At 38.8% G+C, this 19,023-nt stretch carries 6 protein-coding genes; all 6 read left to right on the top strand.

All coding sequences use genetic code 11. The features are described from left to right. Nucleotides 1-6: 6 nt before the first annotated feature. The 6 genes from F938_RS01700 to F938_RS01675 all read left to right on the top strand — a co-directional run bounded on the left by F938_RS01700 (nt 7) and on the right by F938_RS01675 (nt 19,023). Nucleotides 7-843, top strand: a complete 837-nt coding sequence (locus F938_RS01700; protein WP_005028686.1) for a hypothetical protein — start codon at nt 7-9, stop codon at nt 841-843. A gap of 5 nt (nt 844-848) precedes the next feature. Then, entirely contained in the window at nt 849-2,039 is a 1,191-nt protein-coding gene (locus F938_RS01695) for a hypothetical protein (protein WP_005028684.1), read from the top strand. A 12-nt stretch (nt 2,040-2,051) separates the two neighbouring features. Then, the gene (locus tag F938_RS01690; protein WP_005028681.1) at nt 2,052-3,293 is read left to right on the top strand and encodes a hypothetical protein; all 1,242 of its coding nucleotides are present in this window, start codon (nt 2,052-2,054) and stop codon (nt 3,291-3,293) included. Nucleotides 3,294-3,501: 208 nt separating this feature from the next. Continuing rightward, entirely contained in the window at nt 3,502-10,788 is a 7,287-nt protein-coding gene (locus F938_RS01685; protein ID WP_005028679.1) for an LPD1 domain-containing protein, read from the top strand. 83 nt (nt 10,789-10,871) lie between these two features. Further along, nucleotides 10,872-11,531 (top strand): hypothetical protein, encoded by a 660-nt coding sequence (locus F938_RS01680; RefSeq protein WP_005028677.1) that lies wholly within the window; start codon nt 10,872-10,874, stop codon nt 11,529-11,531. A gap of 265 nt (nt 11,532-11,796) precedes the next feature. Then, complete coding sequence (locus tag F938_RS01675) at nt 11,797-19,023, top strand: LPD1 domain-containing protein (protein WP_005028675.1); 7,227 nt, start codon at nt 11,797-11,799, stop codon at nt 19,021-19,023.

Raw genomic sequence — 19,023 nt, 5'->3', positions numbered from 1 at the left:
GGTGGTATGAAAAATAGAAATAATCTGCGTAAAAGAAGAATTACTGTTAATCAGTTTTCACCTGTTAAAGCAATTGCGGTGGGTACTTTAACGGTTGGTCTATTATCCGTACCACTTTTTACCAATGCTTTTAGTCTTGGCACTATCCTTTCTGAGCTTGCAATACAAGCTCAGCAATTGATGGTACGTTCTGCTGTGCGTGTATCTACTCAACAAACAGCGGTCAGTGCAAATCAAATTGTTGATAACCAAACGCGTGATTCAGAAATGATCGTTGCTGGTATTCAAAGTGTCGATAAAAATATTGAGATCAAAAAAGCGATTTTAAATTCTGGTACGAATGCTGCCCTCCCTGATTCAGCTTTTTGTACGGCTCTTGAAGAACGTGAACAAACCGATCTCAATAGAAACTTAAAAGACTTTAACGTTTCTAAATACATGCAAGATGTTTCAGGGAAACTTTTCTCAAATTCAACAGATGAAGCAACCTCACCATATGCGTTTCACTTGGCGACCTCGTGTGGCGTAGAAGAAGCAAAAATGGGTGTCTGTAATTTGATTCCAAATGGTCTGCAGTATGGCGACATTGATACTGCTTTTGTTTTTTCTCGTTCTCGACTTTCTGAACAGCAAGCGACTGTTGCATTGAACTACTCGTCAATTGCATCTAACAACGTTGTTCCAGTCGGATTGATGGAATGCTCTTCATCAACTTGCGTTGATTTTCAAAATAAATACATGGCTGGAAGTACTCTTTCATCACTGGCTAACTATTCGGTGGCTAATAATGTGATGCAACGCACTACACCAAACTCCAATGCTTCAGCCAAATTCTTTGAGTAATGACTATGAGAAAGCGTAAAAATACTTTAAGACAGCCTAAAGGAAAATCAAAGTTTGTACCTGTCATTTTAGGTGCAACTTTGGTGATTAGTAGTCCTGTTTTTGCTGAATGGGCTACGGTTGGTTTGGGTACGATTATGAGCGAGATGTCTTCTCAGATTCCTAAGCATGCAAGCAACCAAGCAAATGATATTCAACAAGTATCTCAAAGTACCCGTAGAAAGTTAGATGATTCGACTGAAAACATCGTTGCAGCGCTTAAAGTTGCGGTGAAGCAAAAGGCGCAAGCTGCTAACCAAATTACCGATGCGACAACTAAAAACACCCAAACTATTGCCTCTGGTATTCAAGCGCTTTTACAGTCAGATACCATGAAAAAAGCACAATTTGCTTATGGCGCCAATACTGGTCAAGGCTTTAAGTCTTGTGAGGTTTTGGCTGAAAATACAAATATGTCGAGTGCATCTGGTCAAGTGATTGATCAAGCAGCTGATATGGCGACTCAAACTTCTCAAGTCGGCGGTAAATTAGTTGGCTCTCAACAGGAAGTGATTAATCAACGCCTAAACGTGCATAAAGCTGAATTCTGTACGGTTGCTGAAGCACAAGCTGGTCAATGTACGTTGTCTAAATTACCGGGTGGCGATACCAATGCTTCCCTACTGTTTAAGTCTGTTGCACCTGGCTCAAAAGAAGCTCTTGCAAGACATTACGTGCGTGAAAACATTTTAGGTACACCAGATAAATCATTGTCTAATGCAACGGCACGTACTCCAGCTGGTCGAGATTATTTGCAAGCAACCAACCAAAAAACAGCTTTACTTGCTATGCCAGCGTATAGCTTGGCGGTTATTGACGCGCAAAATACAAAATCATTCAAAGATATTGACGGCAAAATGGTGTCTGCCAACGATTTGATCGACCAAACAATCGCACGTTACTACGGTGGTCCTGAAGCTAAAAAATGGCAAATGGCGATGGCGATGCAAGATCCACGCGGTCTACTTAAAGAAGCCAATATCATTAACGGCGTTTCTGTTTATTTAGATCTTCAAACTTACAAGCAAAGTTTGCGTGAAGAAGGTTTATTGTCTGCATTACTTTTAGCGAAATCTCAGCCGATAAAAGATGATGTGAAAACGAAATACGGCCAGTCAGTGAAAGTTAAGCTTTCACAAACTATGCCTCAATTTTAAGGAGACTAAATAATGCGTACTCCGAAAAGAACATCACGTAAAGTTATGAAAGCGCCACAAGCGCACGGCTCTCGTTCAAAAATTAGTGCACTCGGTTTAACCCTCGCCATTATTAGCGGTTCTGCATCTGCTTATTACTGTGCTTCCGTGGGCAACCCGATGGCAGTAAATACCTTGAATATGCTTATTCAACAGGCTGATGCGGTGGAAAGCGCTGCGTTACGTGCGTTGGACACAAACTTATCTTTGGGCATTAAAAAGCAACAAGATGATGTGACGGCAGCGATTAAGATCCTGACGAAACAAGAGGCTGTATCTGCTCAAGGTATTTCAGATAACGCACATAAAAACGCACAAAGTCTTGTAACGGCGTACCAAGCTGTTAAACAAAGTGAGCAAATGAAAAAAGCTCAATTTGAGTTTGGTGCACATGGCCAAGCATTTAAAGCGTGTGAAGTTTTAGGCGATCGTGAACAAGCTCAACAAGACAATAAATCTGCTGATAGTTCAATTTTAAATAAAGTTGGCTCTGAAGTGGTTGCTGCGCCTGGTGTCTACATGAACCCTCACAAAGCACAAGAAGCTATGTTACAAGCTCATAATGAGTTTTGTACCACTTCTCAGGCTGCGTCTGGACTATGTGGTGCTGCTGGTGAAAATGCTGGTCTAAGTTTACAAGCTTCAACTTTATTCACGACTGCAGCGCCAGACACGGCGATGGCTCGTGCTCAAAATGCATTGATCAACAACATGGTTGGTCTACCTGATGCTCCAATTGACGGTAGAATTGCGAAAACATCTGCTGGTCAAGATTATGTGATGGCTAAACTGGCGAAAGATGCTTTAACTTCTCCAGCAATTACCTCTTTGAAAGCAATTCAAGCGCAATACTCCCCTGTTGCTGGTGGTGGTACCAATAGTCATGATTCAAGTACCAAACTTGCACCGATGCAACACTTGGAAAAAAGTGTCTCTCGTTATTTAGGTTCAGGGCAAGATTACAAAGACTTTGCTAAATCACAAGCGATTAAAGATGAACGTGGTTTGATGGTCGATGGTTTAATTCAAAGTACTGAACGCTTGAACTTGCAATATCAACAATACAAGTCAAATGAACGTAAAGAAGCGGTATTGGCTGCGCTAGTTTCTGCTGAAAGCAAATTAACTGACGGCTCAATTGAAGTGACTGATCGTTCTAAGTCTACGGGTAACATTCGTAGGATTGCACTTTCACAAGCAATGGCAAGTAAATAGCCTGATTTTTTCATTATCAGGCTGATAATGAAAAAAACTTAAAAAAAAGGGATGGTTTTAAGCCATCCCTTTCTTTGTTTAAAACCCTTTTAGATAGTTTCTTTATATAAATTCTCTTATAATCTTTAGTATATACCGTTCAAAAGTAACCGATGGTGCTTTGATATTTTAATTAAAAGATGCTTATACATATTGCCATGGAGTTTATATGTCAACTAAAAAGAAATGGTTGGATCTGAGTAGCTTTGGCGCTCAACTTGTAGTAACCCCTAAAACTGATTTAAGAAACCAAGCAGCCATTATTAAGATTAAAGATGTTGAGCTTTTAGAGAAAAAGTTGAACACATCCTTAAACAGCTTCTTAACAGGTTTAAAACAGACTGGAAAGTTTGTTTATATCACCAATGAGCAAAATAACGACCTTAGTTTTATGTATAAGAGTTCGCAAGATAGTCTCTCTCTTGCTGACATAAAATCTGTTTTTCCTTACGACTCTAAAAATGACCTCATTGAAATGGATATGTCAGATATATATCTGCAAAACCCAATGAGTAGTGCTGAAAAAAACCAGTGGCAATCCCTATTTGAACTCAATAATCAAAAGTCCGTTGTGCTTTACCAAGCAAAACAGCAAAAACCGTTTGCCCCAAATACAACCATTATGGGTGCGGTTAAACAATTCAATAAAGCAGATTTAGGCTGGAATAAGCTACCGACATTACTGCAGTCCGTAGATCCATTGCCGTTGGCTGATTTAGACAATTACGGGTACCAAGCAGATAAAACACTGACTCGTTATTATGTTGATAAAGAAGCAGCGCTAAATGCTGGACTCATAGAAGATACGATAGAGCCTATTGAACTAAGCAAACAGCTAGTGATTTCGGTTAATTCAGGCGGTGAAGTACTTGCCCTAAAAGATATTACGCAAATTCCTGAGCTGACCAATTATAAAATATCTTCACATCCAGCATGGCCAGCGTATAACAGCTTACCGAAGCAATTTATTGATATTCGAGAGCTGAATAAGGGGCTGAATACGAGCATTGATCCAATTGTGAATGCGCTTAGATCGGATGATCATGCCGTTAATCACCAAGGATTGATCAAGCTTCAAACCTTAGTCACGAAAATCAATGACTGTTTGTATTCATACGAAGAAAACAGCATCCCGTCAGCATTGGCACCATTTGGTATAGAAACAACTGCGTTACAGCTGGTGGACAATGATTGGAAAGTTTGGGAATACAACAACCAAACTTTAGATGTAGAAGAATTCGACCTTGCCGATAAGATTAAGGACCTGATCCAAAGCGTTCAAAATAATATTAATAATTTAAGAACATTTGATCCCTACTCAATTGGTGATAGCAGTTTTGATCGTGAATTAATTTATGAAAGTTTGGATGACATCGGTACAAGTTTAGAAAGCTTGGATCTCAATCAAATTAAGCAAACCATACCGCCTGAACCTAAGGTTCCAGTAAAACGTTTGTTCAATCGAATTGATCACTTTTTTAGACACACCAAGTTTAAGCCGAACATTCCAGAACCAGTCATTAAGGACTCTTTGACTAAACTCGCTTTAATGCGAAAAATTAAGCAAGAATACCTACAAAAAATTGCAAAGCTCAAAGAAGAACGTCAAGCGATTGTTGAAGCGAAAGCAACACATACCATCAGTGAGCGTATTGAAAAAGCGGTTGCGATTCAAGTCGCTGTTGCTACTGAAAATGCGTATGTTTTGGATCAGCAAGCCTATGACGATCAAGCTTATGAAATGGAATTGGCATTAAGTCAGTTAAACATTGCTTCTACGCGTCTGAACAATCTTTATGATAGTTTTTTTGATTCAGTGATAGACCGTGAAGAATACGGCACGGATCTGGATAACTTCCTACAAAGCGTTGTCACCGATGATGAATTGCAAGATGAAATGCAACGTCTATTGGATGAGGCGAACGAGTTTGAAGCTACTCACACCTCAAATGACATTGACATTTATCATTTCAACGTTGATCTAGGTGAAGAACCTAACGGGCTTTGGAATGAAGCTGTTAACCAGTTTGATGTGGTTCATTATTATGATGAACAAGATCAAGAGTTATCTGCAGTCGAAAAGTTTGAATATTCTATTTTGGGATATTCACCATCTCAAGAATCTGCAATGCCAGATTTTAACGATATGGTGTTCTCGAATGCTGTATCAGTGCTGGATAACAGTATTGAGGACATGATTGCGACCAGTGCTGAAAATGTAGGTAAAAACTACTTTTCATTTCATCAGCAAATGCCTCGTATTCTTCAACAACTGCATAGTATTAATAGCCAATTTACGGCGCTTGGTGATGGTGATGCCCATAGCATTGCATCACAATATTTATCGGATGAAAGCTTAGAGCGATTCTATAACCTGTTAGAACAGGACGGTAACTACAAGGGTTTTAATAAGCGTATCGATGTGGCTCATGTGCTTTCTGAGCTGAGTAGCAATATTGGCAACAATCCTGACTCCCCTATCCTTAACCGATTACCTGATATTAGGTCGCAACTCAATCATGCGATAAATGAGGAATTACGTGTACGCACGAATCCTGGTAATGCACTGGCCAACGCGATTGTTTTTGCTGCGACCAATGAAGTTTTGTCTTTAAAAGAAACACTCGAAAAAGATGAAATCTATGTGGTAGACAGCTTTCAAAACTATCTGCCTAAGGTGATACATAAAGACCACTTCAACTCAAATACACAAGAACAGCTTTTTGCCTTAAATAAAAAGGTCGCGGTAAGTATGGCGTATAAGCGCTATCTACAAGACTTTTATCAAAATGCCGTGGGTGAAGAGTCTAAATCTGAAGCGGTTACTGCCATTATTAATAATGAGCACAAGCATATTTTGATGGCACTAGGTTATCTAACACCGACCTACAATGAAGTCACGGCGCCAAAAGACTCGAAAATTGAAAATGTCGTCACGTTGACTGAAGAAGCGGTAAAAACCTACCTAGCTGAAGGTAACGCTTTGATGGTTGAGCCTGAAGTTAGCGCACGTTCTTTGGCGGTGTATAGCAGTACGATAGCATCTGATCAGAACTTCATTCGCTTACTGCCGATGGATCTAGGTCAAAAGGTTAGTTCATTACAAAAGCAAAAAACCATTATGATTAATGGTGCTTCTTCGTTTGAACATATCCTGAGCTCTAATCCGATCAGCAAAAACAAGCTGACCTATGATGACCTTAAGAATGTAATTCTTAATCGTATTTTGACCAAGGAAGCGGTACCGAAATATGAAAAAGGCTTAAAGCTTGATATTGAAGTTAAGAATGTCTATGAGCATGCATCAAGTTTCTTGCCACTTGAAAAGACCGATGTTAACAGTGAAAATGACTTTGGCAATCTCTTTAAACATGGGCTTGTGCTTGAAGCATTACAATCGACTCCAGACTCACTCAAGAATGGATTTAACCTCAACCGTGATTTAATCAATTCTGCCCTACTGCAGTCATTTGAAAATCGTTCTATTGAAGAATGGACGGCACTAAAAAATAAATCTCTCGAGACAAAAACGGGATCTCTTTTAAGCATTATCACCAATCCAGAACGTATCAAAGAGTTTGAGTTTCCTGAGATAAATTTTTATCTCACGGTTTCACCAGCTGATGAACAAAAGCACGGTGCGATTAACTTATATTTCAGCGGTGAACAGATTCCGTCTACCGATCGCTTAATCGTTAAATCAAGTCTGAATGACTTAGCTGCAGACGATAAGGCGCTGTTTAAAGCTTTGACGCTTAGCAATGATTCAGTTTTAAGTACGCAAGAGCAAATGCAGTACTTGATCGACTCATTAGAAAAACGCTATCAGATCTTCCAGTCGATCGAAAACCTACACCTTAAAGAAAAGGTATTGTTTAACCCTGAGTTGGACGATTACAAGGCATTAACTTTGCGTGATGCCGATAATCAATACATCGATCCAACGGCGAAACAAGATCTAATCGATTTTGTGAAAAGCAATGATGTGATGACCAATGTTGATTTGATGAACGTCTTTACCGACTACATCCATCAAAAAGAAATGGATCAAGCGTTTGAAAACGGCTCCAAAATTATTGTGGCCAATGACGGTGCTGATTTAGTGATTTCTGTCATAGATAAAGACACACCAGTTTTACAGCATGATCAATTACGGGTTTTTGATAATGTTGAGCAGTTTGCTAAATTCAACGAGCGTGGTGGATTGTTTAAAGACTTCCAGTTAAACGGGATAAAAGCGCATCTTGTGGACCAAGTATTAAATGATCTTGGGTTACGTGAAAACATACTGCAGACAATCAAGGTGCCATTATCACCCGGTTTTGAAAATATTGATGTTAAAGGCCTTAATGAGATTGTGGCTGTTAATATTTCAACATTGGTCAATAAAATTGATTTTACCTTTGGTGAAAAGCTACTTGAATCTAAAGACCGGTTCGATCTCGCGATTAAAGTTGCCGATGATCAATCTCCGTTAAAACTGGCCATTGTGAATAATGCCGAACATCAGCAATTTGTTGATCAAGGCTATAAAATTCTTCCTACGCCAAAGCACCCGAACTCTAAGAACTTCTTAATTACTGATTTTGCAAAATCATTCAAAAAAGCAGAATTATTTAAGTCTCGCGATCAAGTATATAAACCTGAACATATGGTTCAAAGCGCACCTGTTGTAGAAGTTGCCCAAGAACCATTGGTTGAAGAACCGATCGTAACTGAACCTGAAGTTCAAAAGCCTACTGAACCAGAAGTACAGGAAGCAACGGTAGAAGTTGTAGAGCCGACTGAGCCAGTTGCTCCAGAGCAAACATCACTGTTTGAGTCTGAGGGTAAGCCTGAAGCTGAAGCACCAAAAGAGCCAAAAACAACCAAACCGAAAGCCACTGAGTCACGTTCTGAAGTTGGACTTATTGAAGATACGGGTATGAAAATGCCTGGTGCGAAAAAGGATCTGTATGGTCCACGTTTATCGCTCAGTCAGATTCAAGATATGTCGCTTTTGCAAGTCAAAAACCTAATTACGCGTGACAAAATTTGGAAAAAGGAATCGGTTTTACAAGCAAAAGAAGCTGGTCGAGATATTTACATTCACTTGCTGACTGACGCTGTACGCAAGATGACGAATGATCAGCCACGTTATCCGCTTGAAAATGCCACTGAAGAACAGTTTAAAAAAGTAGGTGCTGGATACTATGACGCTGTTTTAAGTATGCGTGATGCTTTAATGGAAGCAAAAACAGTTCGTGAATTTATTCCTAATGCATGTGATTTATACGTTCGTTTGAATGAAGACAAAGATCTGTTCACGGCGTTTAAATCATTAGATCGGTCATTATTTTCATTGGTAGAAAGCTATGCTGAATATGCTGCCACTGACATGATTATTAGTTCTGAATTGGCGAAAACCGATAGTAGTGAAGCACGTAAAACGCTCACTGAAGCACTTCATCATTTACGGAAAGAGTTACCGCCAGTTAAAGGCACCTACTCTATCTATAAAAAAATACGTAGTGCGATTGATGCCAAACCGTTCCAAGACAAAGTAAAAGCGACTGTTACTTTTAGAAGTGGCAACATTATAGATTCGAGTACGCTATTTAGCAGATCTGATGCTGGTCTATCTGAACAAGTAATGGATCTGTTAACTGCTAAAAAAACCAAAGACGCAACTGCAGAGAATGATGATACTCAAGAAGTCTCGTTATCTGAAAAGAATGTATCGAACATTGTAGATGACACGGCGAGTACCTTAGATGCCCTATTCAAAGAGTATGCTAAGCCTCGTACTATGCGTAAGGCATTCAAGCTCAGTGATGTGGTTGTGACGGAAAACATTGCTTCACGTAATGGCCAAGATGTTACAGCACATACCTTGCAAGCGACCTTTGGATTTAAAGCCGTAGAGTTTGGCGAGTACTTGAACCAGAGCGATCGTCAAATCGCATTAAATAACGCATATGACGGTTGTTTCGCTCTTGCTAAGGCACTTGATATAGATCCGAAATTTGTTGGCTTTAACGGTATGTTGGGTGTTGCTTTTGGTTCGCGTGGACGTTCCGCTGCGATGGCACATTACGAGCCATCTAACCGTGTGATTAACTTAACCAAGAATTCAGGTTTTGGCTCGTTTGGTCATGAATTTTTCCATGCCTATGACCATCTCATTTTTAGTGCGATGACACGCAATCAACCAAAAATGATGATGGAAAACGTACAGCCTTATCTAACTCGTTTTGCAGAATTGAATAACATTAAGTCTGAGAAGTATGCCAACATTAACCAAGATTTGTTGCAAGCTGCAGCCAAAGTAAATCAAGCGATGTATTACTTGCCAATGAAAAAGGATGACTCGATAGAAGTACTTCGCACGAATCTTGAGAATCAAGTCAAGTTTTATGAAACCAGCATCAAAACGATTTTGGATAAAACATTGGTAGATCAACCTGACATTGTTGATTTGTTTACGCCAGATAGAGACAGCATAAAAGAGAAAATTAATACGTTTATTGCGGAACGTGGCAAGTTGCATACTGAACTATCTTCATTGATTAACTTCGCTAATCGTCATGAAGATCCTGAACTTTTCCAAAAGGACGCCATACAACATAGACGTTATATGCACGTTGCCCAAGGCTTGCATAAGTTCTTGTCTGAAAATGAGTATCCAATCCCACGGACTGAGCTCAACAAATATATCTCGCAATCTCGTTCTGAAATTGATCATGATCGTGTCTTTGCAGCGCAAGTACTTGGTGCAGCGAACAGTACAGTCTTTAGATCAGTTGTATTCCGTGATTATCGACAAATGTTGCGTAGTCAGTTTGCGATATGTGCACTCGACTTCATCAAAGAAAACAGCCCTAAACCATTGTCAGATGAACACTTAAAGTTAATTTCTTTAAGCTTACAGACGAACGATCGCTTAACATCAACTAATCAATCTCAGCTAAAAACTGATTTCTACAAAAATGCGATGGTATTAGAGGGCTTAACAAGTGCTAAGAAGCCGTATTGGACGACCGCACATGAAATGTTTGCCCGTAGTGGTGAGCAGTACTTACAAGTGACCTTAGCAGAAATGAACTTGCGTAATGATTGGCTTGTTTACCCATGTCCTGAAGGTGGTTCATCTTCTGTAACTCAACCGCATGGTATAGAAAAAGATGCAATCATGAAGGAGATTCGCGAATTTACGGTGAAAGGCCTGGACTATATTCAGGAAAATATTGCTGAACTGCGTTTTGCTGATCATCAGCAGTATGTCAGAAATGCAATGCACTTCTTCCAACCGGGTACAGATCAACATGAGAACCTAGTTAAATGGAATGAAGTCATTAATGAGATGTCACAAGCTGAATACGATGAATATTGGACTAAGCTCATGACCAACATTGAAGTACAAGCAGATCCAGAATTAAGCAAACAAAAGAATAGCGATCCTGAATTGGCACTATAAGCAATTTTGAGATCTTGGATGCTATCCCCTGTGGGTGGCATCTTTTTTTTATTTAAATCTTATAAATGGAATCAGGGGGCACTATGGCAATAGCAATTCCAAAGCAATTTGCTGGTTTTGGTCTAGCAGTTGCAATTATATCTGTGGCTAATCATTTCGGATTGGTCGATCTCTTTGCTCAAAGTGCTACACGGGCAATATCGAAACAAGCTCAATCAGTAGAGTCAGCCAATCCAGGCCAACCGAATGAACCTGAAAACGGTCTACAAATGGCAAAAGACTATGCTGAACATCAAAAAATGGTAGCCAATAGTGCAGCCATGCCATTTAAAAAAGAAGTGATTAATGTTTCCAGTATGGAAAACACACAACATTTTGGTCCTGTTTCAATGGAATCTCAAAATGTTGATACTGTGTTTATCATTCGAGATAAGGCCACTAAAAGGTTACGAGCCGTTGTTCAGGTACCCAAAAAGCAAACTGTCAATATATCTCTTCCAATTGGTCAATACACCATTCAATATGCCCAAAACAATTATATTAAGGATGCTCCATGGCAAGGCTTAAATAAGTTTTGGGGATACGGCACTACCTTTTTAGAAAGTAACCTTGAGCATAATGTTACCTTGGTCCAATATCCGAATAATAGTGGCTACTTTATTCGTGGTACTGGAATTATTGTAGGTGTAGAAGATGGCACCCAACCAGACGAACTCGCTAAAAACGAATTTGTTAAAATGTAACCATCAGCTTTAAGCAAGATGTCACCTATACGGTGGCATTTTTATTTATAAAAAAAGAAAGAATAGTGCACGGTTTTAGATGGTTTTATTAAAAATGATAGGTATTTAAACAGTGCTATTTACTCGGTATATACTATTTTAAAGAATAACGCCTAAACCCTCCCTCAAAGTTAATTTTTTAGTTTAATATAAGCACATATAAGTACTCGTAAGAGTCGTTTTAAAGTCTTGGATCATGCTATGTGACCAAGTAGGAGACTATAAAGTGAATGAAGTTAAATGGCCTAATTTAACTGGTCTTGGTGCGCGTCTTGTAGTATCGCCAGCCAACAATTTTCGCCCAAAAACGGCGATGCTTGTTGTTAATGAATTTGAGCAATTCAAAAAATCTATTGAACAAAACAGTTCTAAGCAATTTGAACAAGTGTTAATGGATGCCCATTTTTATGAAGTGCAAAATGATGATGGTATTCATGCGTACTACTATAAGAACCCGGCAAAGTCTGGTATCGATCTAAACGATCTTCAGAAGGTCTTTCCAGCGTTTACCAACGATATGAAAGTACCGACTAAGCAAGAAGATATTTATCTCACCAATCTACCGTTTAAGAAGAACATTCCGAACTGGAAAAGTTACTTCGCATCAGCGACCGAACGCCTTTCTGCTTTCCCTGAAGTGTATGTCAGTAAGCTAAACAATGGATCTAATATCCTTGATACGCTGAAAACCAGTCTTCAGGAATCGAACAAATCCTACTTGGCTCAATTTCAGTCTTCAAAAATTCCTTTTAATCGTCTTCAAGATTATGGCTATGAAAATATCTTCTCTAAAGTCTATCTAGATGAAGAATCGGCGATGGCCAGTGGCGAAAGTCTAGATAATCTAGCCAAAATTAAGTTGTCTCCATTTGCAGTACCCGTCAATTACGAAAAAGATGGTTCGTTACTGATTATTGATGACTTGCGCCATATTCCTGAAATCTTTGCTCATGATCCGTATGAAGCATTGGGGTTAAATGACAATATTAACCTGGTGCATTTTGCTCATGAATACGAGTCCACTTTTAATCAGCTGATTGAGCATGGCCGTGGCAACAGAATGTTTAACATGAGCTTTAAAGATGTTGATGCTTATGTACAAAAATTAGCTTCTGATCTTGTTGTGATAGACCGTGTGTTTAATCAACAGCAATTGCCGTATCCAAAGCTATTAGAATCAGCTAAACAAGGTATTCCAGCTTTTTATAAAGATGAACACGGCACATGGATGGCGTCTAAACAAGGTATTGAAACACGCCTTGTAGATAAGATGGTGTATGACGCTGCCATGCTTCGCCATGATGTCTTACAACAAATGGTACGCCAGATGCCAACAGGTAAAGTTTTCTTTGCCGATCTGAGCCAAGAGTTCTCTGAATTCTCTGTAAACATCGTTCCTAAGTTTAATGCGCTCTATGATCACCAATCTGCTGAAATCAAACAGCGTAAACTAGAAGAACAACTCAATGAATCAAATGTTAACGAGATCTTGAATGACCTTGATGTTAATTTTGAGGCAACTGAGAAGGCATCTATTACTGAGTCTGATCTACTCAACATTGCAAATGACCTCCCTACTCCAGAAATTGATGATGTTGCCGTACTTAAAGAGCTCTTAAAGTTTCCTGAAGAATTATTGGATGCAAGAGGCAATGACAAGGTGCGTGATTTCGCGCCGTCTATGCTTGAAATTAGACAGATCTTGGATGTCTATGTCATTCCTAAGGCTACTGAACAAGCTCAACAAATTGAGAAGCAATATAGTGATTATCTAAATCAGAAATATGCTGAAATTCAAGATGTCGTGCGCTCAGCTACACAAACAAAAAACTTCAGCGTAGATGATATTCAAGCGATCTCTGACGAAATCGACACACACAATGTTGAGATCTCAAAACAGTACAATGAAGTTAAAAAAGTCTTATGGCAAAGTGAAACTTTGGTATCTGGCATTACGTCTGCAACAAATACCTTTTTGTTTAATAAAAACAGCTTCTACTACGCTAAAGATGAAAACGGCAAATTTGTAGGTTTTGAATCTGAAGTAGAAAGCAATCAACACAAAGCGGATCTGTTCAAATTACTGTCTAAGCAATTCGACAATCAATTGGTTTCAATTAAAACGCCTGAGCTTCAGGAATTTGTGAATAATGAAACTGCAGTTGATATGTTGATGTCACGCACGAACAATTATGTTGAGCAAAATATCAATGATTTTGTTGCTGGTGATTTTTCTGCGCCGTTAGAGCTAGAGCAAGATGCACAGCGTTTAGAGTTAAGCGATCTGTGCACGGCTGATCTTGCTAATAACGATAAATTAGCTTCAGCGTATTTTGAAGAGTTTACTCGGCTTCTTGATGAATCAAACTTTGATGAAGCATTTTTAAAACAATCTCTATCACAAACTAAAAGTGCGTCATTCTTAAAGAACGGTGTAAATGAGATTTTATTCCGTAATTTATTGGTGCCAAATGCAAGTGAAAACTTCAATCGTAAGACTAAATCTGATTCTGTTCCTGAGGATATTTTTGCTAAAACTTCATCACATACAGATGGGTTTAGTCTGGACCGTCAGTTCAATCGCTTTGTTGAGGTTCAAAGCTTCCAAAAGGCATTAACAGCCAAATATCCGCAACAAGACTGGTCATTTATCACAAAGGATGACCGTGGCGAAAACATCAAGTCGATTGCTGAAGATATGCAGTCTGACATGGAAGAAGACCGCAAAGATGCAAAGGATCTGTTGTCGAGTATCGAACGTCAGTTTTATTCTAAAAATTCGACCTTATTTGTCTCGAACATGGATCTCGCTGCAGATGAAATCTATGTTCAGATTAAACCAACGGGTGACATTGACGATTTAAAAGTTAAAACCGTTAAATCAAATGAATTTGATGAAAACAAACATTTTTCATTGTCTACCGATGGCTACAAAGCAACAAATCAAGCGTATGCGAACATTGCCAAGTATTTTGTTGAGAAAACCCTATATCTAGAAGACGGCGATTATGACAAGGCAAAAAAAATAGCTGCCTTAGTGATTGCTGGTGAAGATAAAGAGCTCAAACAAGAAACTAAGAAAGTCTTTGGTGTAGAGCTGACTGCAGATGACTTGAAGCAAGTCCAAAGCATGCAGTTAGAAGATGGTAAGCTCCAGTTAAACAAAACTGCCCTACCGAACCACAACTACAACAACATTCAGCTATTCAACTATCTGAACCTGATTGATATTAATCAGCGTACAGTTTTTGGCAAATTTGATGTTGAAGTACAAAAAGAATTTGAGGTGATTAAGGAACTTCTCAAACCTAATGTAGCTTTTCAGAATAACGTTAAATATTTTTCGCTATCAGCTGAAGAAGAGAACGTACAGTTCAATAGTGAATCTGAATACTTTAACACTCAGCTAGAAAATGCTGTAAAGCACTATGAAGATCACCACGGCGCAATCAAGATCCCTGATCATGATATGTTTATCACCGTGTTTCAAAAGAATGATCTTCAGTATATACGCCTCTACAATCATAAAGACAAAAATGCGCCGTTTATTGGGCATTCAGTTTCCCTAGATGCCAATATACATAAGGCTACTGGCTTTAATGATAGAGATGCGGTTAAAACGTCTGCGAATGCTTTGTTTAAGTTATCGACTTCACGCAACAGCATGACGTTTATGCCTCCAGCTAAGTTCACTTTTGAAAAATATTACGAGTCAGATCTCAACTTCTTCAAAGCTAAAGATAGTCAGCAAACTTTAATCAATAAAGTGTTTACGTCTTTACCAAACAAGATGTTCCAGTACATTTCTGATCATCCATCTAATTTCAACTCTAAATTAGATTTCATCAGCAATCTTAATTCTGCAACATACGAAAAGTTTGAGGATCTTAGCTACGATAAAAAACCGAATGAAGTCACTGAGCTTCTGAGCAACATCTCTCCAGCGTACACCTATGTTATCGCTCATGTAGATGGCCAGACAGCAATCATGCCTAAAAACTTAACCAAAGTTTTTGATGTTCAGGCATTTGAAGAAGTTCATCCGTTTGATTTGGTGAACTCTAAACTTCAGAAAAGTGATCTTAAAGAACTTTTTAGCAATGGTATCAATGGTGAACCTGATCCGTTCATTAATAAGCTCAAATTTAGTGTTGTATTAAACCGTGTAGGTAATCCAGAACTTGAGGATATTCAGCCTAGATTTATGTTAGAGCAGATCGCCGTGAATGAGGCGTTTGCAGAAAAATATAAAACCTTAACCGCTTTAAATGAAGTCAATGCCGTCATGCTTGAGCATGTCAAAGCATTACAAGATACGATTAAACAGGCTTATGCTGAGCATTTTGTAGGTTCCAACCCTAAAGTTCACCAATACAAGTTGCTAAACAAATCATCTCAACAAGATGAAACACCGCAATTGTTTATGGTTGATACGGACTATGAGCCTCAATTAACTGCCGTGCTTCTTCGTATACCGTCTCATGACTATCAGTATCAATTGATTACTGGTTTTGATGATGTAGACCAGTTTAGTCACGAAATCTTAAATGCTATCGAATCTAAGGTTAATTTCGGTACCACTTTAGAGCAATTAGCACTATCTAACTTGCCTGAAATTCAGATTAAACACAAAACTGACTTTGAGAATAAACAGTTAGCAAGTTTGCATTTCCAAACTTTGATTACGAATACGCTTGGTGCTCTATACGATCAAACCGCACACATAAAGCCGTATATCAAAACTGAAAATCACAAATTGTTTTTGGCCATCAAGCCATCGACCGACAATGAATATGCATCGGTTAAACTTTTTGGTGATAAGTCCGATATTCACGGTGATTACAAGTCTCTGTGCGTTTTTCCTGTTAAAAGTATGCGCTCAGTTGAAGATGTCTTACAACTTCAAAACCGTGTGTTTACTGACTTCACGTTTATCGATCAATTGGTACCAAAAGACAAATATGTGCCTGTTGATGTAAAGGTAGAGCCAAGTGACTCCCCTGCTATGTACTTAGGTGATGTAGGTGCCAAGTTTGGCGGTGCACATAAAGATCGCTACGGTGAATACATTTCATTGGAATATATTTCAGCGACATCAGCCGATCAAACAGCTACGGACTATCGAAAAGCAAAAATCGTTGCAAATAAAGAATTCCAAGCTTGGTACACCAATACGCCACTCGGTATTGATGACAAAATATTCGTAAAGGCAATGTATGACTACTGCCCAACTAAACCGTTATTCTCTAAAAATGCGTTGATGCTTGATAGCCAACGAGCGACAGAATTACGTGCGTATGTGGCTGTTGTTTCTAACATCAGAAATTTGATGGTAGATACTCAAGAAGAGTTGATTCATGCGGTAAGAAACAATAAAAGCTTATCTGCTGAAAGTCTTGGTATGACTGATCGCCAACGTAAAGACTATATCGGGCTTTATAGTAAAGGTACCAAGAACAACTACAAAAACTACTTCGAATTGCTTAGCAATTTGAATGAGTACTACATTATGCCAGAACATACAGGCGGTATCAGTGTTCAGCTTGAGAAAATCATCGAAAAAACGATTGATAAAGAACTCAGTGAGATTCTATCAACAGGTAAGATCTTTGATTTTTACGGTAAGTCGAAAGTCACTAAAGATGTGAGCGATGCGATCAGCAACATGCAACGTACTGGCTTATATTCAACTGTGCTTGAACCATACGTTCTGAAAAGTGCGATTGAAAGTGGTTTAGTTAAAGCTGAATCTGCACCTATTTATGTTAAAGATCCTGTTGCACCAGTTATAGAAGCAACGACTGAAGCTGTGAATACACCTAAAGCACCACGTTTGCCGTCATTTACCAGTGAAGTGAAAAAACTTGAAAATGGCTTTGTGACTGAAAAAGTCCAATCAAGTATTTACGGATTGTTAAATTACTCTCGTACTGGTCCTGATCATCGCCAAGGTGCCGATGTGGATTCATTCAAGCTTAAAGATGACTTTTCTATCCGTGGTGTTGAAGTAGGCAATAAAGTTAGTCCTGTGGCTCAACAGTTGGTTAATGCCGTGTATGACTCATTGGCTGACTTAAAACAACTCATGGGCTTTAAATCAAACAATGGTTTATTGAACTTGGGTGTTGCTTTGGCTTCACGCGGAATTAAAGGATCTGCAGCGCATTTTGAACTGTCTAAGAACGTGGTTAACTTAACTCGTGATAGCGGATCTGGAAGTTTGGCTCATGAGTATGGCCATGCGCTAGATGCACACTTGGGAATGTTGGAAAAAGCGGAAGTATATAAAAATCACGCTCAAATGAATCGTTCTGTACTTCAGGACTATTATGAAGACATCCCTAATTTTGAGATACCAGGTGCACGACACTTCTTATCAAATATGTTGGATGCTGGATACTCCCCTGTTACTGAGTCCGGTCGTGCTTTTGAAAAGGTACATCGTGCGATGATGAATGAGCCAGTTCAGCCAATGAAAAATTACGGTCAAGTACTTCATGAGAATGCTGAGACTGCAATCAAGGCGTACCACACTGTTGCTGATTCAATGCATGATGAAGTGATTAAGAATAAAGAGAATTATCCTAATTCTACGCGCAAAACCTTAAACAGCTTCTTTGACTGGCACCAAAAGCACTATGAAGATCTCATTCGCCGTCAGTTTGAGAAAATTGAAGAGTACTTGAAGAAGTATGAGCGTGAATATAAAGCTGATACAAACCTATCTTTCTTCAGTACAGTTCAAGACAAGGTGGATGTCATTGTCTCTAAAATTAACACTGACATTAATGCTATAAGCTTTAAGTCGTTTGAGCGCTATCAGCAAAAACTTAATGATATGCGCCAGCCAGAACATCATTTACCTACAACCGGTTTGGAAGAAAAAATTACAGGTGTTGCGAACGCAGCGAATGTGGATTTAAAAACACTATCGCAAAACCTATCTGAATACTTGATAGAGTCATCTAAATACAAGTTCTATAACCTGGTAGAGAAGTACATGCCTGAGGGAGTTAAAAATCCTCATACTCAAATGCAAAACTTCTTTGATAAGTCGCAAGACGTTGAAGTTAACGTAGGTGATATTCGTTTTAGTGACAATCTATCGCGTTATAAAAAGGACTGTTTAAATATCGACAGTGCTGAAAATCGTGCAACGCCGTATTACGCGACCAGTACCGAAATGTTTGCTCGTTATTTTGAGACTTATTTGTACTCTAAAGTTTCAAATGAAAATGAAATGAAAAACTCATTTTTAATTGACGGCTACCCTACCGTACAACCTAAAGGTTTAGAGTTTGAGATCTGCAGAAACTTGACTGAACAATTAGTCGAAACTTGTGTGAATGAAATATTTGATCAAGATCTGCAAAACGAAAATACCCAAAAAATTATTGCTGAAGTTTCGATTGAAAAAGAAAATGAAGCTGACCAATTAAGACTTGAGATGTGA

The organism is Acinetobacter bereziniae LMG 1003 = CIP 70.12 (genome assembly GCF_000368925.1).
In the GTDB taxonomy this organism is placed as follows: Bacteria; Pseudomonadota; Gammaproteobacteria; order Pseudomonadales; family Moraxellaceae; genus Acinetobacter; species Acinetobacter bereziniae.
The sequence above is the reverse complement of the archived record's forward strand: the minus strand, read 5'-3'. Positions and strand labels throughout refer to the sequence as shown.